Source organism: Nocardia harenae NBRC 108248 (genome assembly GCF_001612885.1).
Taxonomy (GTDB): domain Bacteria; phylum Actinomycetota; class Actinomycetes; order Mycobacteriales; family Mycobacteriaceae; genus Nocardia; species Nocardia harenae.
In genome coordinates this window covers 372,352-390,825 of sequence record NZ_BDBH01000005.1, presented here as the reverse complement: position 1 = coordinate 390,825, position 18,474 = coordinate 372,352, and the positions used below count along the sequence as shown (strand labels likewise).

Annotated in this window: 14 protein-coding genes and 1 tRNA gene; 13 read left to right on the top strand and 2 right to left on the bottom strand. The window is 72.8% G+C overall.

What is annotated here, in order from left to right:
• Positions 1–72: 72 nt before the first annotated feature.
• From NH2_RS13390 to NH2_RS13370, 5 genes are all read left to right on the top strand, one after another.
• On the top strand, positions 73–1,026 hold the full coding sequence (locus tag NH2_RS13390; RefSeq protein WP_067653186.1) for a UTP--glucose-1-phosphate uridylyltransferase: 954 nt from the start codon (positions 73–75) through the stop codon (positions 1,024–1,026).
• Positions 1,027–1,149: 123 nt separating this feature from the next.
• On the top strand, positions 1,150–2,409 hold the full coding sequence (gene glp / locus NH2_RS13385) for a molybdotransferase-like divisome protein Glp (RefSeq protein ID WP_067653185.1): 1,260 nt from the start codon (positions 1,150–1,152) through the stop codon (positions 2,407–2,409).
• Positions 2,410–2,421: 12 nt separating this feature from the next.
• Positions 2,422–3,072, top strand: coding sequence for a GNAT family N-acetyltransferase (locus NH2_RS13380; RefSeq protein WP_067653183.1), 651 nt, complete (start codon positions 2,422–2,424; stop codon positions 3,070–3,072).
• Positions 3,073–3,420: 348 nt separating this feature from the next.
• On the top strand, positions 3,421–4,671 hold the full coding sequence (gene sepX, locus NH2_RS13375) for a divisome protein SepX/GlpR (RefSeq protein ID WP_067653181.1): 1,251 nt from the start codon (positions 3,421–3,423) through the stop codon (positions 4,669–4,671).
• Between the two features lie 107 nt (positions 4,672–4,778).
• A tRNA-Ala gene (locus NH2_RS13370) sits at positions 4,779–4,854 on the top strand.
• On the opposite strand, the gene NH2_RS13365 is transcribed toward NH2_RS13370, so the two are convergent.
• On the bottom strand, positions 4,843–6,309 hold the full coding sequence (locus tag NH2_RS13365; RefSeq protein WP_245650551.1) for a metallophosphoesterase: 1,467 nt from the start codon (positions 6,307–6,309) through the stop codon (positions 4,843–4,845). The two genes, NH2_RS13370 and NH2_RS13365, sit on opposite strands and share 12 nt — an antisense overlap.
• A gap of 222 nt (positions 6,310–6,531) precedes the next feature.
• Between NH2_RS13365 and NH2_RS13360 the strand changes: the two genes are divergently transcribed.
• Both NH2_RS13360 and NH2_RS13355 read left to right on the top strand, forming a co-directional pair.
• Entirely contained in the window at positions 6,532–8,085 is a 1,554-nt protein-coding gene (locus tag NH2_RS13360) for an MFS transporter (protein ID WP_169811486.1), read from the top strand.
• A 1,678-nt stretch (positions 8,086–9,763) separates the two neighbouring features.
• Positions 9,764–10,327, top strand: coding sequence for a DUF8176 domain-containing protein (locus NH2_RS13355; RefSeq protein ID WP_067653177.1), 564 nt, complete (start codon positions 9,764–9,766; stop codon positions 10,325–10,327).
• Here the strand turns inward: NH2_RS13355 and NH2_RS13350 are convergent.
• Positions 10,308–11,045, bottom strand: a complete 738-nt coding sequence (locus NH2_RS13350; RefSeq protein WP_245650573.1) for a uracil-DNA glycosylase — start codon at positions 11,043–11,045, stop codon at positions 10,308–10,310. The genes NH2_RS13355 and NH2_RS13350 overlap by 20 nt on opposite strands.
• Before the next feature lie 259 nt (positions 11,046–11,304).
• Here NH2_RS13350 and NH2_RS13345 point away from each other — a divergent pair, with 259 nt between their 5' ends.
• From NH2_RS13345 to NH2_RS13320, 6 genes are all read left to right on the top strand, one after another.
• The gene (locus tag NH2_RS13345) at positions 11,305–11,748 is read left to right on the top strand and encodes a GyrI-like domain-containing protein (protein ID WP_067653175.1); all 444 of its coding nucleotides are present in this window, start codon (positions 11,305–11,307) and stop codon (positions 11,746–11,748) included.
• A complete protein-coding gene (locus tag NH2_RS13340) occupies positions 11,745–12,179 on the top strand; it encodes an effector binding domain-containing protein (protein WP_067653173.1) in 435 nt (144 codons plus the stop codon). The genes NH2_RS13345 and NH2_RS13340 overlap by 4 nt, the downstream gene beginning before the upstream one ends.
• Positions 12,180–12,440: 261 nt before the next feature.
• Complete coding sequence (locus NH2_RS13335; protein ID WP_067653171.1) at positions 12,441–13,199, top strand: hypothetical protein; 759 nt, start codon at positions 12,441–12,443, stop codon at positions 13,197–13,199.
• On the top strand, positions 13,189–15,324 hold the full coding sequence (locus NH2_RS13330; RefSeq protein ID WP_067653169.1) for an Rv1355c family protein: 2,136 nt from the start codon (positions 13,189–13,191) through the stop codon (positions 15,322–15,324). The genes NH2_RS13335 and NH2_RS13330 overlap by 11 nt, the downstream gene beginning before the upstream one ends.
• Before the next feature lie 43 nt (positions 15,325–15,367).
• Complete coding sequence (locus tag NH2_RS13325; RefSeq protein ID WP_281202030.1) at positions 15,368–17,203, top strand: putative bifunctional diguanylate cyclase/phosphodiesterase; 1,836 nt, start codon at positions 15,368–15,370, stop codon at positions 17,201–17,203.
• Between the two features lie 80 nt (positions 17,204–17,283).
• The gene (locus NH2_RS13320) at positions 17,284–18,411 is read left to right on the top strand and encodes a glycosyltransferase (RefSeq protein WP_067653167.1); all 1,128 of its coding nucleotides are present in this window, start codon (positions 17,284–17,286) and stop codon (positions 18,409–18,411) included.
• The last annotated feature ends 63 nt before the right edge of the window (positions 18,412–18,474 follow it).

The following is an 18,474-nucleotide window of genomic DNA, read 5'->3' as shown; positions in this document are numbered from 1 at the left end:
CCATAGGCTCAGCGGAATGGCGGGTCGCCGCAGCGGCGGACCCGCGATGTAATGGATGGATAGGGTAGGCGTATGACAGCGAAGGCCGAACGGTCGGCGAATGGCGGGGAATCGGTTTTCCGTACGGCTGTGGTCCCCGCGGCGGGGCTGGGGACGCGCTTCCTGCCCGTGACGAAGACGGTGCCCAAGGAACTGCTGCCGGTGGTCGACACGCCGGGGATCGAGCTGGTCGCCACGGAGGCCGCCGACTCGGGGGCACAGCGGCTGGTGATCGTCACCTCACCCGGCAAGGACGGCGTCGTCGCGCACTTCGTCGAGGACCTGGTGCTGGAGAGCACACTCGCCGCGCGCGGCAAGATCGAGGCGCTGGAGAAGGTGCGCAGGGCGCCGGGGCTGCTCGACGTCAGCGCGGTGGTGCAGGAGGAGCCGCTCGGCCTCGGCCATGCGGTCGCCCAGGCGGAGGCGGTGCTCGACGACGACGAGGACGCCATCGCGGTGCTGCTCCCGGACGACCTGGTGCTCCCCTCCGGCGTGCTCGACGTGATGAGCCGGGTGCGGCGCAAGCGCGGCGGCTCCGTGCTGTGCGCCATCGACGTGCCGAAGGAGCAGGTCAGTGCCTACGGCGTCTTCGACGTCGAGGTGGTGCCGGATGCGGTGAACCCGAATGTGCTCCGGGTCAACGGGATGGTGGAGAAGCCGGCGCTGGCCGACGCGCCCTCCACCTACGCCGCCGCCGGGCGGTACCTGCTGGACCGGGCGATCTTCGACGCGCTGCGCCGGATCGAGCCGGGCGCGGGCGGCGAGCTCCAGCTCACCGACGCCATCGCGCTGCTGATCGCGGAGGGCCATCCGGTTCATGTCGTGGTCCACCGTGGGTCGCGCCACGATTTGGGCAACCCGGGCGGTTATCTTCGAGCAGCGGTCGATTTCGCCCTGGAACGGGAGGAGTACGGCCCGGCCCTTCGGGAGTGGCTGCAGCACCGGCTCGGCCCGGACTGGGATCCCCAGCTGACGACCTACGACTGACGGGCGCGGTCGAATTTCACGGGCGGTGGACACGTCGGGTACGAATGTGTTCGCCGCCCGGCCGTACGCACGCCGGTGCCGATGCGGTAGCGGCGGCGTGCGCGAGGAGCAGGGAAGGGCTGGATGCGCTCTGTTGAGGATCAGCAGATCAAGGTGACCGCCGCCGCGGTCGCGCCGAGGCCGGTCCGGGTCGCGATCTCGGAGGCCCAGGGGCTGCTGTGCGCCGAGGATGTGGTCACCGAGCGGCCGCTGCCCGGCTTCGACCAGGCCGCCATCGACGGCTACGCGGTGCGCAGCGTCGACGTCTCGGCGGCCGGCTCCGACATCAGGGACGAGACCGGCGAGCTGGTCGACCTCACCCTTCCGGTCGTCGGTGAGGTGGTGGCCGGTTCCCGGCAGCCGATCCGGTTGCAGCCGAGGCAGAGCGTCCGGGTCGACACCGGGGCGCCGCTGCCCACGCTCGCGGACGCCGTGCTCCCGCTCGACTTCACCGACGGCGGCCGCGCCCGGATCAAGGTCTACGAGCCGGTGCGCTCCGGCGACTACGTGCGCCGCATCGGCGACGACGTGCAACCCGGCGACGTCGCGGTGCGCGCGGGAACGATCATCGGCCCGGCGCAGGTCGGGCTGCTCGCCGCGGTCGGGCAGGACAAGGTGCTCGTCCATCCGCGGCCGCGGCTCTCGGTGATCTCGGTCGGCGGCGAGCTCATCGATATCGATCGGACGCCGGGGCCGGGGCAGGTCTACGACGTGAACTCCTACGCGCTGGCCGCCGCCGCGCGCGACGCGGGCGCCGACGTGAACCGGGTCGGCATCGTGAGCTCCGACCCGCGCAGGCTGCGCGATGTGGTCGAGGGGCAGCTCATGCGCTCCGAGGTGGTGGTGATCGCGGGCGCCGTCGGCGGCTGGGCGTCGGAGCAGGTGCGCGAGGCGCTGGACGGCCTCGGCGAGCTGGAGATCGCCAGGGTGGCCATGCATCCCGGTTCGGTGCAGGGCTTCGGCCGGCTCGGCCGGGACGAGGTGCCGACCTTCCTGCTGCCCGCCAACCCGGTGAGCGCGCTGGTGGTCTTCGAGGTCATGGTGCGCCCGCTGATCCGGATCGCGCTCGGCCGCAGGCATCCCATGCGCCGGGTCATCCGGGCCAGGACGATCATGCCGGTCACCTCCATGGCCGGGCGGAAGGGGTATCTGCGCGCGCAGCTCATGCGCGACGAGACCACCGGCGACTACCTGGTGCAGCCGCTCGGCAACGGCACCAACGGCTCCTCGCACCTGCTCGCCACGCTCGCCGAGGCCAACAGCCTGATCGTCGTCGAGCCGGACGACACCGAGATCCGCACCGGTGACGAGGTGCGCGTCGCGTTCCTCTCCCAGCGCGGCTGAGGCGTGCCCGGTATGAGCGTTCTCCGTGGTGCGCAGCATCCGGGATGGCCGGCCAAGGTCGGTCCGGTGCTGGTCGCCGCCGGTGAGGTGCGGCTGCGGCCGGTGCGGCTGCGGGACGCCGCCGCTTGGAGCCGGATCCGGCTGCGCGACCGCGACCACCTGGAGCCGTGGGAGCCGACCGGCCGGGGCAGTTGGGAGGCGCGCAACCACGCCTCGAACTGGCCCTCGCTCTGGTCCGGGCTCAGGGCGGAGGCCCGGCGCGGCGCCATGATCCCGCTCGCGATCGAGGTGGACGGCGACTTCGCCGGGCAGATCACGGTCGGCAATATCGTGCGCGGCGCGCTGCGCTCGGCCTGGATCGGCTACTGGGTGGCGCGCGATCTGAGCGGGAAGGGTGTGGCCACGGCGGCGCTCGCGCTCGGCCTCGACCACTGCTTCGGCCCGGTCGGGCTGCACCGGGTGGAGGCGACGGTGCGGCCGGAGAATATGGCCAGCCAGGCGGTGCTGCGGCACGCCGGATTCCGCGAGGAGGGGCTGCTGCGCCGCTACCTCGATGTGGACGGCGCCTGGCGTGATCACCTCCTGGTGGGTATCACAGTCGAAGAGGTGCTCGGCACCGTGCTGGACCGGATCGTGCGGGAGGGACGCGCGACACCGCTCTGAGCTGCGGTGTCGCACCGCCGAAGGGGATTCGTCGTCCGGGGGAAAGGAATACGGTGGCTGCACGCGCCGCGGAAGTGGTGGAAATGTGACTGCTGTGGCGCAAGTGCACGGCGCGCCTGCTCGTTGTGATCTCTACCCGGAATTAACCTACGGACGTCGGCGGTGCGTCCCGCGTCGTCGGCACGGAGCCTGTGAGGTGCTCGGCCGGCCGGTGAGGGGGCCTGCCGCGGCACCTCCGCGGCGGCCGAACCGCCGCCCCGGACGAGGGCCTGCGCGGCCGCTCGGCGGGGAGCGGCCCGGCCGCGGGCCGAGTGGACCAATCCCGGCGGGGACGGAGGTGTTGACGACATGCCGAATTCGATCCTGTGGATCGGGCTCGTCGTGCTGTGGGTCTTCGTTCTCTTTCCCATGCTCGCCAACCGCCACCCGCGCATCCGGCGCACCACCGACGCCGCGCTGGCGACCCGAGTGCTGTACCGGGGCGGCTCGAAACGCCGCCGCAAGAACGGCCCGCACGACAGCGATCCCGACTACCGGCCACCCCGACGCACGAGAAGGCTTCCCCACAGCGATGATGCGGAGGATCGGATGACGACTTCGGCCGACGAGCCCGTCACCGACGACGAACACACCGTCACCGATCCCCGCACCAACGAGGATCGGCCCGCGGACACCGACATGCCCGAGACCGAGGGGGAGACCACAGCCGACGCGGCCGCCGAGTACGACGACGCGGCGGACCCCGACGACCTCACCGACGAGGATCCGGCGGACGAGGATCCGGCGGACGAGGACCGCACCGAGGCGGACCGAGCCCGCGAGGATCCGGCCGGAGACGACGCGGACCCCGATCGGGACGCGCGCTACGACCGGGACGCCGAGCCCGGCGCCGAGGATGCCGAGTACGAGGACGAGCCCTTCGGGGACGACGCCCCCGAACCGGAGCCGGCCCGGGACACCTCCCGGGTGAGCGCCCGCATCCCGCCCGCCCCCCTCAAGGCCCCCGCGCGCCTCGACGACGACCTCTACGAGGACGAGGACTACGAGGACGAGGACCCCGCCCCCGCGGACGAGCAGAAGACCGCCGGGCCCGCCGACGACTTCGTGCCGAGCCGTCGCGGCCGCGGCGGCTACGACCCGGAGGCCGACGCCATCGCCCGCGCCGCCCGCTACACCTTCCGGCAGCGCGCCGTGCTCGGCCTCATGCTCACCGGCCTGCTCTGCGGCGGCCTCGGTCTGGCCGTCGCCCCCGCGCTCTGGTGGGGCACCGGGCTGAGCCTGGTCGTGCTCGTCGGCTACCTGGCGTACCTGCGTAAGCAGGTCCGGATGGAGGAGGAGATCCGGCGCCGCCGCTCCGCCCGGCTCGGTCGCGGCCGCCGGCTCGCGGAGGAGGACGACAACGAGCCCGCCCCACGCCGGGAGCGCCGCGCCGCCGTCGGCATGGACCGGGACACCGCCCGCCTCCTGCGCCGCCGCTCCGTCCTGCTCGAACCGGACGACGAGTCCCCCGACTTCGAGCAGATGGAGACCTTCGAGCCGGCCGCCGCCCGTGCCCTGCGCAACCGCACCGATGACATGCGCCGGGCCGCGGGCGAGTAGCTCCCCGATCGGGGCCGTGAGTGGTATCGCCCCAGCTCACAGCCCCGATTCGGAGTCTGCGGCGCCGTCCTGATACAGTGTTGCAGCGCGGTTCCCATGAGCCGCACGGGGCTATAGCGCAGTTGGTAGCGCGTCTCGTTCGCATCGAGAAGGTCAGGGGTTCGATTCCCCTTAGCTCCACCATCCGGCCAGATCAGAGGCTTCCGCACCGCGGGGGCCTCTTTTCGTTTCGCTCTCCGCGCGCCGCGGGGCGCGGCGGCCCCGGGAGGCGGTGATCGCCGGTGCGAGGCCGGTGAGATCCCGGCGGACGACGTGATTGCGGTCGGCGGGGGAGCCGAGGCTGTAGCGGCGGAGCAGGCCGAAGAGCTGGGAGCGGGTGCGGGCGCTCCAGCGCTGCGCGTCGGCGCCGCGCACGGTGTGGAAGGTGATCATGTAGCCGCCCTCGTAGAGGCGGAGCAGGGCGTAGCCGGCGGGGTACTCCTTGATCGAGGCGACCTCGAGGAACTCGACGCGGATGTCGGTGTCGGGGCGGGTGCGCTTGTTGCGGTGGGTGTGGCCGCTGTGGTGCAGGAAGACGCCGGGGGCGCGGGCGTAGAGGCGGTGCAGCTCGGCGGCGTCGCGGCGGTCGAGGACGAAGCGGGGGCCGCCGAAGTTGGTGCGGGCCGACTCCCCGGTCACCGGGTGGTGGCCGAAAATCAGGGTGGGGCGGTCGGGTTCGGCGCGGAGCATGGAGCCGAGGCCGGCGAGCTGGCCGGGGGCGATGGTGCCGCCCGCGGCGTCCAGCTCGGTGGTGTCGAGGCCGATCACGCGGAGACCGCCGAGGTCGTGGTCGCGCAGCCGCTGGCGGGGGAGGAAGTGCGGGCCCCAGCAGTCGAAGTGGTTGCTGCCTGCCAGGCGGGCGCCGGACTGCCAGGTGAGTCCCGCGCGCGGGCGGTCGTGGTTGCCGCGGCAGACCAGGACCTCCCGGCCGAACTCGCCCCAGCGATCCAGTCTGCGGCGCAGCGCGGCGGATTCGCGCGGGGTGCCGTCGCTGGTGAGGTCGCCCGCGAGCACCAGGTGGTCGACCGCGCGGTCGGGGGCGCGCACGTCGGCGAGCAGGGCATCCAGCATGACCTGGGGGTACGGGGCCATGCCCGGTTCCTGGCGCACACCGGTGGGCAGGGCGGCGGTGATCTGGCCGCTCACCTCCTCGCCGTAGTGCACGTCGTTGGCGAGCGCGATGGTGCGCAGCAGGCGGCCGGGCGGCGGTGTGAGGGTGCGGAATTCGAGGCGGTGCTCGGCGCTCCACCGGGCGAGCGGCGAACCTGCCACCGCGGGCACCCCGCCCGATCTGGCCTCGAGCGTGTAGCGCCTGCCCGGCTCCAAGCCGCTGACCTCCGCGTAGTGGAAGGCCGTCGGGGTGGGGTCGACGTGAACCACCGGCAGTGAGCGCGGTGAATCCGCCGGGCCGAGCAGCAGTTCGGTGTCGGTCTCCACCGGCCACCAGCGGCCGATGGCGTCGAAGGCGCCGGTCGTCCAGCTCACCGCCACCGAACTGTCGCTCACCGTGAGGATCTCCAGATCGCGGGCCGCCATGGCGGCGGGCCGGGCGGCGAGCAGCACCGAGCCGCTCACCGGAAGTGCGGCGGCCGCGGTCATCGCGGTCAGAATCGTCCTGCGGTTGTGTGTGCGGCAGGCCATCGCAATCCCTCGAATAGCTTCTGGCCGAAACCTATCGAGGCCAGCGGGTCATCCCGTGAACAGCGCGCGAGCTGCGCTGATCGGCCGGCTGCCGGATTGCCGAACCACTGTGCCGCAGCGTCGTCCGCTGTTCACCGGTCATTCGGACCGGCGGGTCCGCTCGCCCCGTACCCTGTGCGCGTGAGGTCGACGGGCAGGGCGCCGAGGACAGCGGCGCGACCGGTCACGGCACTCGCGGTGGTCACCGCCGTCGTGTTCGTGACCTTTCTCGACACCACCATCGTGAGCGTGGCGCTCGGCGCGATCCGGAACGAGCTGCGCACCGATGTGAGCACGCTGCAGTGGGTGGTCAACGCCTACACCGTGGTCTTCGCGGGGCTCATGCTGGCGGGCGGCTCGCTCGGCGACCGGTGGGGGCGCAAGCGGGTGATGATCGCCGGGCTGGTGGTCTTCTGCGCGGGGTCGGCGGTGGCGGCGCTCGCGGCCACCGTGCCGCTGCTCATCCTCGGCCGCGCGATCATGGGCGTCGGCGCGGCGGCCTCGGAGCCGGGCACGCTCTCGCTGCTGCGCCAGATCTTCCCGGACGAACGGGCCCGCGCTCGCGCGCTCGGCGTGTGGGCGGCGGCGGCCGGGCTGGCGCTGGCCGCGGGGCCGGTGCTCGGCGGGGTACTGGTGCACGCCTACGGCTGGCGCTCGATCTTCTGGTTCAACCTGGTGCTCGGGGCGGCCGCGCTGCTCGCGGCGCTGTGGTCGGTGCCGGAGAGCTCGGATCCGCCGGACGGGCCGGTCGACTGGGCCGGGTTCGTGCTCGGCGCCGGGTTCCTCGGCGCGGTGATCTACGCCGCCATCGCCGGGGAGCACGAGGGGTACACCTCGGGGCCGGTGCTCGCGCTGTTCGTGGGCGGGGCGCTGGCGCTGGTCGCCTTCGTCGTGGTCGAGCTGCGGGCGCGGGCGCCCATGCTCCAGCTGCGGTACCTGCGACCACCCGCGGTGCGGAGCGCGCTGGTGGTGGCGTTCGCCGTGTACTTCGGCATCTTCTCCATTTTCTTCTTCACCGCCTTGTACCTGCAGGTCATGCACTCGTACTCGGGGGCGCGGACGGCGGCGGTGTTCACGCCGATGGCCGTCGCCATCGTGGTGGCGTCGCTGGCCGCGGGGTTCTGGGTGGCGCGGCGCGGGGCGCGGACGCCGATGATCGCCGGGTGCCTGGTGGGGGCCGCGGGCATTCTGCTCACCCGGTACACGCTGGAGGGGGCGATCGAGGACGCGCCGCTCGCCGCGGCCATGGCGCTGGCAGGCGCCGGGTTCGGGGTCGCGGTGGTGCCGCTGACCTCGGCGGTGCTCTCCGGGCTGCCCGCCGAGCACTCGGGGATGGCGGCGGCGGCGACCAATACGATGCGGCAGGTCGGGTCGGCGGTCGGCGTGGCGGTGCTCGGTGCGCTGGTGAACTCGCTGCTCACCGCGGATCTGAAGGCACGGATGTCGGAGCTCGGGCTGCCGCCGGAGCTCCAGCCCTTCGTGGTGGACGCGGTGCAGCGGGGCGGGATACCGCCGGGGACCAACATCACGCCGTACCTGCCGTACTACTCGAAGCTCAACGAGGTGCTGAACACCGGCAGGGAGGCGTTCCACCACGGGCTCGAGGTGGCGCTGCTGGTCTCCGCCGTCCTGATTCTGGTGGCGGCGGTCGTCACCGCCTTCGACGCGCCGGAGCGCGCGGGTGGAGACCGCTGAGCGAATCCTCGGAATTACATCTGTGCAGTTCGTGCCGTCCTTCCGAACGGTACTTCCGATGGCAACCTCCCTCGACGGATCGCCGGAGTGGGAGATATCAATCACATGCCGGGAGGGAGTTGTTCGAAAGACGCCGGGCTCAGCGTAATTCGGGGTGCGCTCGGAATGCGCGGTTGTTCACTGGGCGTTTGCCGAGGGCGCCGGGTGACCGGCCGCTCCGGCCGGTCCGGACCATTCGCGCAGCGTGAACAGCGGATATATGCAATCTTGTTATTGCACAACGGCATTGAGAGGGACCCACGGGGCTCGGTGGTGCGGGCTCCGGCAGAGGGAGTGTGGCGAGATCATGATGTCGTGGAACGCGTCCGAGCCCAGGGAAAGGGGCGCCGCGGGACGGGCGGCTCCCCGGGGTGAGACGCTTCGCGATGCCGCGCGCCGGGAGAGTGGGCGTCGTGGCGCCTCGCGGCGTTCGGACGCGCAGCGGGAGGGGGTGCCGCCGGAGTCCGGGGGCGTGCCCGGGGCGACCCGGGGGATGGTTCGGCGGGTTCGGAGTGATGAATGGGGGCAGGTTCGATTGCCCCCGGAGCCGGACGCGGGTTCGCGCGGGGCTGTGCCCGAGCGGTCGTCGCAGGGTGGTGCGGTTCCGTCCCGTGCGGCCGCTGAACCGTGGGCGCCGAATGGGGCAGCTCCGTCGCGCGGGGTGGCGCCCGAGCCGTGGGGGCGGGGCGGCGACGCGGCGGCGCCGTGGCCGGTACGGGACACGGGATCACTGCCCCGGGGTGTTGCGGAGCAGGGGCCGTTCGGGCGCGCGGTGGGACGTCGCGGTGAGATGATGCCCTACGGCGATGGAGCGGGGCGCCCTCGGCAACCCGGTCCTTACGACCCGCCGGGCCGCCGGGGTGACCTGCCCCAGGGCGAACCGCGGCGCAGCGGAGGGATTTTCGGGGTGGGGCCTGCGGGCGGCGCTCCGCGACGTGGAGGCGGTGAGATGACCGGCGCCACGCCGTTCGGCGAGCAGGGTGGGGTGCCCTCCGGGGAGTTTCCACGGGTCGAGCGCCGGTCCGGGGGTGCGCATCGGTCAGGGGAGATTCCGCGGGTGCCGCCGGATGCCTACCGCTCCGGAGAGTTCCCGCGCATTCGCCCCGACGCGCGCTCGGGTGAGATGCCGCGGGCACGTCCCGCCGCGCCCGCCTCGGGCACGCCGCCTCACATCCGCCCGGACTCCCCGGTCTCGGGTGCGCTACCCCGTGTCCGCCCGGACGCCTCGGTTTCCGGCGGACTGCCTGGTGTCCACCCGCATGGTCCGGCCTCGGGTGCTCTGCCTCGCGTTCGCCCGGACGCCCCGCGCTCCGGCGAGTTGCCGCGGGTCCGTCCGGAGACTCCGGTCTCCCCGCGCTCCGGCGAGTTGCCGCGGGTCCGTCCGGAGACTCCGGTCTCCCCGCGCTCCGGCGAGTTGCCGCGGGTCCGCCCGGACACTCCGCTACCCCCGCACTCCGGCGCACTGCCCCGCGTCCGCCCCGGCACCCAACGCTCCGGAACCCCGCAAGGCCGCCGCCGCGGCGAAGGCCCCCCACCCCCCGGCTCCCTCCGCGACGCCGCGCGCCGCGACCGCCCGCTTCCCCCGCGCATCCCCCAGCCGCCGAAGAAGGGAAGGGCGGCGGCTCCGCTGTGGCCGGGCATGCTCACCCCCGGCCTCTCCTCCGCGGAGCAACCGGCCCCGGCGAAACCGCGGGTGCGCCGCTCCCTTGTGGTCGGGTTGGTGGCGGTGGCGGGTTCACTGGCCACCGCGGCGGTGGTGCTCACCTACACCGCGGCGGCGACGAACCCGCGCCAGCCGGTCGCGGCGATCACCGACCCCATCCTCGGCGGCGGCCCGGGCTGCGAGCCGACCAGGGAGAACGGTCTGGTCCGCGGCAATGGCCTCGGCTCGACCGACACCGGCCCGGAGGCGGTCCTCGCCTTCCAGCACGCCTACTACGTGACCCGCTCCGGCACGGCGGCGCGTGCGGTGACCGCGCCGGACGCGGCGGTCTCCACGGTGGAGGTGATCGACGCGGGCATCGCATCGGTGCCGCCGAACACCCAGCACTGCGTGCTGATCACGCAGATGGCGGACGGCCGCTTCGACGTGGTGATCACCGAGGCCCGCCCGGACGGCGCCGTGCGCACGTACCGCCAGTTCGTCACCGTGACGGTGTGGGAGGGCCGGGTGGTGATCGCGGCTATCGCCCGGCCGTCCTGACCGGGAGTCCGGCCGCGGTGCCCGCCGCGGCCAGCACCCGCTCCAGCATGGCCGGGGTCAACCGGCCGGTGAAGGTGTTCTGCTGGCTGACGTGGTAGCTGCCGAAGACGTGCAGCGGCCCGCGCTCGGCGTGCGCGGGCTCGAGCGTCACCCTGGCCCCGTGCCCGAATTTCGGCCGCGGCCGCGGCACCTGCCAGCCATTGGCGCCGAGCACCGGGAGCAGCGCCTGCCAGCCGAACCCGCCGAGCACGACCACCGCCCGCAGCGTGGGCGCCAGCAAACCGAGCTCCAGGTCGAGCCAGTGCCTGCAGCGGTCGCGCTCGGCGGTCGTCGGCTTGTTCTCCGGCGGCGCGCAGTGCACCGGGGCGGTGATCCGGACCCCGCGCAGCCGCAGCCCGTCGTCGGCGGCGACCGCGGTCGGCCGGCTGGCCAGCCCGACGGCGTGCAGCGCGGCGTAGAGCACGTCGCCGCTGCGGTCGCCGGTGAACATCCGGCCGGTGCGGTTGGCGCCGTGCGCGGCGGGCGCGAGCCCGACGATGAGCAGTGCGGCGTCGGCGGGGCCGAAGGCCGGGACCGCCCGGCCCCAGTAGCGCTGGTCGCGGAAGGCGGCGCGCTTCTCCCGCGCCACCCGCTCCCGCCAGGCGACCAGCCGGGGGCAGCCGAAACAATCCGTGACGGCGGCGTCCAACTCCGCGATCGAGCGCACTGCGGTGATCAGGGCGGGGTCGGTGACGCGGCCGCGCCGGGATTTCCGGCCGGTCGTTCCGATCGGGTCGGCGGGAACTTCCGGATTACCGATGGTGCACATTCCCTTCGTCGGCGCAGGAATCCGATACCGGGTGTCGATCAACGCCGCCGCGGGAATGACCGGTGCCGCGGCCGGGCGATCGATGATCGGATCTCCGGGTTGATAGCATGGCACCTCCGAAGAGCCCCTTGGTTGGAGCTACCCCGGTTTCACCCGAAAGAGTCGATCCATGCAGTTCGAAATCGTCGAGCGGGACGAGACGTGGGTTGCCGGGCTGCCGGTGCGCAGCCCGAAGCGCGCGCTCGGAGAGCTGCGGGACCAGGCGCTGGAGGCGGCCTGGACAGCAGTGCTGCACCAGGACCTCGGCGGCCCGCTCGCCAGCGCCTACACCGATTACTCGGGTGAGCTCGGGACGTACAACACCCAGATCGTCGGATATCGGTGTTCGTCGTTCGACGAAGTCACCAGGGGTCATATCGTGGCCAGGTTGCCACGCGGAAAGTATGCGAAATTCTCGTCGATGGGTAATTTCCCGCAGATTATGACGGATTTGTGGACGCAAATATCGTACGCCGAGGAGCACAATCAGCTGAAGCGCACCTACTCCGGTGATTTCGAGTGGTATCCGCACGCCTACAAGATCGAGCTCTACCTGGCGGTAGAGCCGCGATGACATACACGATCGCGGTGCGCCCGGAGGCGATCTACGGCGGGCTCGTCGTCCCCCGCGTGCGGCCCAGCTTCAAGGTCAGCAACAGCGACCTGATCGAATTCTTGAAGGACCGGCTGCGCGATCGGGATATCGCCGAGCGCGTGCTCTACACGCTCTACGTGCCCGACCCGGCGGGCAGCTACAACGCCGTCGTCTGCCTCGACTACCCGGGGCCCGCCGAGGTCCCGGTCGGCGACGTCCTGGTGCGGGTGCCGAAGGGCGTCTTCGCCCGCTTCGAGCCGAACGGCGACTACCACGATCCGGTGGAGGACGTCTGGGCCCAGGTCGACGACGCCACCGCGTCGGCCGAGATCACCAGGGCGTACCGGGAGGAGATCGAGGTGTGGCGCAAGCCGGACGCGGTCGAATTGTTCATCTCCATACTGGTCTGACCAGCGCCGATCCTGGGGTTGCCAGCAGGTTGCCATTAGCGGACCAGCCGGTCTATCCGGTACCGCCCCATAATGCACATAGCACGGGTTCGGGCGCGGATTAATAAAAATGTGACATGGTCACGGGAGATTAGCCGGATAAGTGGTCAATTCCTGTCGGATGACGGATACTTCCACTGGCGGGCGAACCGGACAGTACGTTCGAGCAGGCTGCCGCATAGGTTCGAGGGCCGCCCGGCGGCGGTAGCAGGAGTTGACCACATGACTGTCGAAACGATCGCAGTCGGCCCCGCGGACGCGCCCGACGACCGTTCGCGGCACCCGATCACCACCGCCGGAAGCCACTTCCTGGACCGGGGTTCGGGCTGCCGCATCCGGCTGGCGACGCCCGCCGCGGAGCCGGTGCTGTGGGCCCGCTACCTGGACGGCGCGCTGCGGACCTACCGGCACTTCGGGGTGGAGCAGGCGCTGGAGCTCGAGGCCACCGCGGGCGGCGATACGACCGCGCTCTTCTGCGCCGCCACCGACGCCGATGGCCGGGTGGTGGCCGGGGTCCGGGTGCAGGGCCGGTACCGGCGGGTCGTCGACGCCACCTCGCTGCTGGCCTGGGCGGGCCGCCCCGGCGAGAGCGCGCTGCGCATGATGATGGCGGGCCGGCTGCCATTCGGCGTGGTCGAGGGGCGCGGCGCCTGGGTGGCGAGGGAGACCCCGTACCGCAACGAGCTGGGCGCCGCGATCTCGCGCTGCCTGGCGCACGCGCCGCGGCTGCTCGGCGCGCGCTTCTGCTTCGCCACCGTCGCCTCCTTCACCGCGAGCAGACACGCGGCCAGCGGCGGCATCGCGGCCACCGACATCGCGCCGGTGCCCTACCCGGACGAGCGCTACCGCACGGTGCCGATCTGGTGGGACTCCAGGCGCTACCGCAGCACCACGGCGCCCGACCAGTACGCGGCCATGCGGGCCGAGTGGGCCGAACTCGGCATCCCCGAGCCCGACCCGCGGCCCTTCCATGGCTGCTGAGCCCGGTCCGGCGCACCGGCCGCTCATCGTCGACCCCGCCGCCCCCGGCGCCGCGGCCACCATGGCGGAGCTGCGCGCGCGCCCCGGGATCGTGGTTACCGACCTGCGCGAGCCGCTGCGCGCCGAGCTCGCCGAGATCCCGGAGCCCCCGCCGCCCGCGGGGGACCGCTGGGTCTACTACCCGTGGCGCAACCGGCTGCTCGGGCTGCCCGCCGAGCCGGAGTTCCGCGCGGTCCGGCTGAACCGCAACCGGAACAAGCTCACCGCCGCCGAGCAGGCGGTCCTCGGCGAGCTGCGGATCGGGGTGGTCGGGCAGAGCGTCGGCCACGCCGTCGCCTACGCGCTCGCCCAGGAGGGCGTCTGCGGCTACCTGCGGCTCGCCGACTTCGACGCGATCGCGCTCTCCAATTTGAATCGGGTGCCTGGCACGCTCTTCGACATCGGGGTGAACAAGGCGGTGGTGACGGCGCGGCGGATCGCCGAGCTGGACCCGTACCTGCCGGTCGACATCCGCACCGGCGGCGTGGACGGCGACGCCATGCCGGAGTATCTGGCCGGGCTCTCGCTGGTGGTCGAGGAGTGCGATTCGCTCGACGTCAAGCTGCTCGTCCGCGAGCACGCGCGTGCGATCGGGCTGCCGGTGGTGATGGAGACCAGCGATCGCGGGCTGCTCGACATCGAGCGCTACGACCTGGAGCCGGAGCGCGAGCCCTTCCACGGCATGCTCGGCGGGGTGCAGGCCGCCGACCTGCGCGGCCTCGCCGCCAGGGACAAGGCGCCCTACGTCATGGGCATCCTCGGCGCCGACCAGATCTCGGCGCGCATGGGCGCGAGCATGGTCGAGATCGACGAGACCCTGGCGGCCTGGCCGCAGCTGGGCAGCGAGGTCATGCTCGGCGGCGCGCTGGTGGCCGCCGCGGTGCGCCGGATCGGGCTCGGCCGCCCGCTGCCCTCCGGCCGGGTGCGGATCGATCTGGAGGCGGAGCTGGACCGGGTGGCGCCGCCCGCGGTGCCCGCCGCGCCGGCCGCGGGGCCGGACGAGCTCGACCCGCACCTGCCCCCGCCCGGCGCCACCGTCGTCGAGCGGGTGCTGCACTGCGCGCAGCGCGCGCCGTCGGGCGGCAATGCGCAGCCGTGGACGCTCACCGCCGACGCGGGAGAGATCCGGATCGCGCTGCGCACCGACTACCGCACCAGGCTGGACCACCGCTTCCGTGGCAGCGCGGTGGCGCTCGGTGCCGCGCTCTACAACGCGCGGGCGGCCGCGGCGGCGCTCGGCGTTCTCGGTCCGGTCGCTGTGCGCGAATCGGCCGACGACGGACTGATCGCGCACCTGCGTCTGGGACGGGAGCGGGATCCGGCGCTCGCCGCCGACTATCCCCTCGCGCTGCGGCGCGAGACCAATCGCAGGCTCGGCACCGGCGGCGCACTGGACGAGACACTCGCCACCGAGCTGCGCAACGCCGCAACGGCGGAGGGTGCGATGTTGCGAATCGTCGGTGAGCCGGACGGCCTCGCCGAGGCGGCCGCGATCCTGGCCGGCTCGGATCGGGTGCGCTACCTGGAGCCCGCGCTGCACCGCGAGCTGTTCGCCGAGGTCAGGGCGGCCGATGCGGACCTGACGGCGGGTATCGATGTGCGCAGCCTCGAACTCGCGCCGGACGAGCGGGTCGCGCTCGACGTGGCGCGCCGCGCCGACATCATGGCGCTGCTGCGGGACTGGTCGGGCGGCGCCGCGCTGGGCGACAGCACCCGCGACCGGGTGCTCACGGCGGCCGCGATCCTGGTGGTGACGGTACCGGCCGAGACGGTCGACGGGCCCGGATTGACCGGTTACGCCCGCGGCGGCGCCGCCGCCGAGCGGGTGTGGATCGCGGCGCAACGAGCGGGTCTTGCGGTGCAGCCGATCTCCCCGGTCTTCCTCTATGCGAACGACGTCAGCGAACTGGCCGCGATTTCCCCCGGCTTCGTGGATACACTGACGTCACTTCGGGACCGATTCCTACACCTCGTCGGCGTTCCCGAACGTGAGACCATGGCATTGGCGCTGCGCGTGAGCCGGGCCGCCGACGCGACGGTCCGGAGCAGGCGACGTCCGATGCCGGGCGTGGACACCAGCGGCTAGTGCGATCGGAGACAAGGTGCCTCGGCGGACACTCGACTCACTGGTGACCGAAGTCGCCTCCGAGCTGATGGGTGTCGACGCGACCACGATGAAGGCGGTCACCGCGCGGGTGCTGGCAACTCTCGTGGAGTACTTCGACGTCGATTTCAGCTACGTCAGGCACACCGACCGGGAACGCCGCGCGACCATTCTCGTCGCCGAGTGGCCGCCGCGCGAGGACGTGCCGGAGCCGGACCCGCTCGAGGTCGTTTACTTCGACAAGGCCGACTCGGTCTTCAAGGCGCTGGAGAATGCCACCGAGCCGTTCCTGGTGACCAGGGACGACGCGGACTACCAGGAGACCATCCGCCGCGCCTCCGGCCTGCCCTACGTGACCTCGGCCGCGGTGCCGCTGCTCTCCCGCGGCGAGTCGACCGGGCTGCTCGGCTTCATCAAGGTCGGCGACCGCGACTGGTCCACTCGCGAGCTCAATGTGCTCAAGGCGATCGCCGCGCTCTTCGCCCAGTTGCAGGCCAGGGTGGTGGCCGAGGAGCGGCTGCGCTACATCGCGCTGCACGACGACCTGACCGGGCTGGCGAACCGCAGGGCGCTGCTCGAGCACATGGAGGAACGTTTGCGGGCCGGTAGCCCCGGCCCGGTCGCGACCTTCTTCCTCGATCTGGACCGGCTGAAGGCGCTCAACGACTTTCTGGGACACACCGCGGGTGACAATTTCATCCGCTCGCTCTCGACCCGGCTCAGGGAGAACCTGGACCCGACCGACATGATCGCCCGGCTCGGCGGCGACGAGTTCGTGATCGTCCCGGTCAAGCCGATGGACGCGGTGGCAGCGGAGAACGAGGCCACCCGGATCCAGCAGCTGATCGGGCGCCGGGTCACCGTGGGCGGGGAGTCGGTGAGCCGCGGCGCGAGCGTCGGGGTCGCGCTCGGCATCCCGGGCGAGACCACCGTCGCCGACGTGCTGCGCCGGGCGGACCACGCACTGCTCTCGGCCAAGTCCGGCGGCGGTAACGGCGTCGCGGTCTTCACCGACGCCATGCGCGCCCAGTTCGAGCTGCAGGACGACGTGGAGCTGAATCTGCGCGGCGCGGTCGCCGACGGCTCGCTGATCCTGCACTACCAGCCCGAGGTGGATCTGCGCACCGGCCGGATCGTCGCGCTGGAGGCGCTGGTGCGCTGGCTGCACCCGACCCGGGGGCTGCTGCCGCCCGGCGCCTTCGTGACCGTGGCCGAGGCCACCAACCTCGCCGGTGAGCTCGGCCGCTGGGTGATCCGCTCGGCCTGCGCGCAGTTCGCCGAGTGGCGCAGGCGCGGGCTGGCCGCGGACGTGGTCATGCGGATCAATGTCTCGCCGGTGCAGCTGGTCAGCCTGGACTTCGTCGAGCGGATCGAGGACATGCTGCGGCTGTTCGGCATCGACGGCAGCTCGATCTGCCTGGAGATCACCGAGCACGTCGTGGTGCAGGACCTCTCCCGCACCCAGGTGACGCTGCGCGGGCTCAAGCGGATGGGCGTGCAGATCGCCATCGACGATTTCGGCACCGGCTACAGCTCGCTCTCGCACCTCAAGGCGCTGCCGGTGGACGCGGTGAAGATCGACCGCGGCTTCGTGCAGCGGCTCGGCGCCAGCGCCGACGACCTGGCCATCGTGAAGTCCATCATCGGGCTGGCCGGTTCGTTCGGGCTCGGCGTCGTCGGCGAGGGGGTGGAGACGCCGGTCGCGGCGCGCACCCTGGTCGGGCTCGGCTGCTACCGGGCGCAGGGGTTCCTGATCGCCCGGCCGATGCCCGCCGAGCAGGCCGAGGTGCACCTGGCCGAGGGGCGGATCCCGCTCGACCTGGATCTGCCCCGGCCGGATCGCAGCATGCCGACGCGCTGAAGCGCGCGGTTCGTCGCCTCTTCGTACCGCGTTCACACGGCGTTGGCCGCCGGGCACTCCGCCGCCGAGACGATCGGCGGGTGCGCATCGTGCAGCTCGCCAATTTCTACGGCCCGCGCTCCGGGGGGCTGCGTACCGCGCTGCACCACCTGGGGGAGGGCTACGTCGACGCGGGCCACGAGGTGGTGCTGATCGTGCCTGGCCCGCGCCGCGCCGAGGAGGTACTGCCCACCGGAGCCGTCCGCATCACCCTGCCCGCGCTGCCGATCCCGTTCACCGGCGGCTACCGCGCGGCCGACCCGCGCCGGGTGGCGGATGTGCTGACCGGGCTGCGGCCGGATGTGCTCGAGGTCTCCGACCGGCTCACCCTGCGCGGCTTCGGCAACTGGGCGCGCAGGCGCGACGTGGCGAGCGTGATGATCTCGCACGAGCGGCTCGACCGGCTCATCGGCCAGGTGCTGCCCGGGCCGGCCGCGCGGCGCTTCGCCGACTTCGCCAACCGCCGCACCGCCGAGCAGTACGACGTGGTGGTCTGCACCACGGAGTTCGCCCGCGCCGAGTTCCGCCGGATCGACGTCCCGAACGTCGAGCTGGTGCCGCTCGGCGTCGACCTCGAGGTCTTCAGCCCGAATCGGGTGGACGCGGGGCTGCGCGCCGAGCTCGGGGTCGCCGGGCACCCGCTGCTGGTGCACTGCGGCAGGCTCTCGGTGGAGAAGCGGGTGGACCGGAGTATCGAGGCCATCGGCGAGCTGGCCGACGCCGGGATCGGCGCGCGGCTGGTGGTGGCGGGGGACGGCCCGCGGCGGGAGGCGCTGGAGCGGCGCGCCCGGATGCTGCCGACGCTGCCGGGCGGAGCGCCCGCGGTGCGTTTCACCGGCTTCATCACCGACCGCAACCGGGTCGCCTCGCTGCTCGCCACCGCCGACGTCTCGCTGGCGCCGGGGCCGCACGAGACCTTCGGGCTGGCCGCGCTGGAGGCGCTGGCCGCGGGCACCCCGGTGGTGGCGAGCCGCTCCTCCGCGCTCGCCGACATCGTCACCGCCGAGTGCGGCGCCGTCGCCGCCGACGACCCGGCCGCCTTCGCCCGCGCGGTGGACGGCGTACTGGCCATGCCGATGGCGGGCCGCAGGCTGGCCGCGCGCAGCCGGGCCGAGCAGTTCACCTGGCCGCGCGCGGTCGCCGGGATGCTCGCGGTGCTCGCGCGCTGAGCGCGGCCCGCCGGAGCACGGGGCGCGGCGAAGTACCCTGCGACAACGGGACGCCCGCCGACG

What these genes read in the sequence shown, in the direction of transcription:
- NH2_RS13390 (WP_067653186.1), top strand. Translation starts at nt 73, where the DNA reads ATGACAGCGAAGGCCGAACGGTCGGCGAATGGCGGGGAATCGGTTTTC.
- glp (WP_067653185.1), top strand. Translation starts at nt 1,150, where the DNA reads ATGCGCTCTGTTGAGGATCAGCAGATCAAGGTGACCGCCGCCGCGGTC.
- NH2_RS13380 (WP_067653183.1), top strand. Translation starts at nt 2,422, where the DNA reads ATGAGCGTTCTCCGTGGTGCGCAGCATCCGGGATGGCCGGCCAAGGTC.
- sepX (WP_067653181.1), top strand. Translation starts at nt 3,421, where the DNA reads ATGCCGAATTCGATCCTGTGGATCGGGCTCGTCGTGCTGTGGGTCTTC.
- NH2_RS13365 (WP_245650551.1), bottom strand. Translation starts at nt 6,309, where the DNA reads ATGACCGCGGCCGCCGCACTTCCGGTGAGCGGCTCGGTGCTGCTCGCC.
- NH2_RS13355 (WP_067653177.1), top strand. Translation starts at nt 9,764, where the DNA reads ATGCTCACCCCCGGCCTCTCCTCCGCGGAGCAACCGGCCCCGGCGAAA.
- NH2_RS13345 (WP_067653175.1), top strand. Translation starts at nt 11,305, where the DNA reads ATGCAGTTCGAAATCGTCGAGCGGGACGAGACGTGGGTTGCCGGGCTG.
- NH2_RS13340 (WP_067653173.1), top strand. Translation starts at nt 11,745, where the DNA reads ATGACATACACGATCGCGGTGCGCCCGGAGGCGATCTACGGCGGGCTC.
- NH2_RS13335 (WP_067653171.1), top strand. Translation starts at nt 12,441, where the DNA reads ATGACTGTCGAAACGATCGCAGTCGGCCCCGCGGACGCGCCCGACGAC.
- NH2_RS13330 (WP_067653169.1), top strand. Translation starts at nt 13,189, where the DNA reads ATGGCTGCTGAGCCCGGTCCGGCGCACCGGCCGCTCATCGTCGACCCC.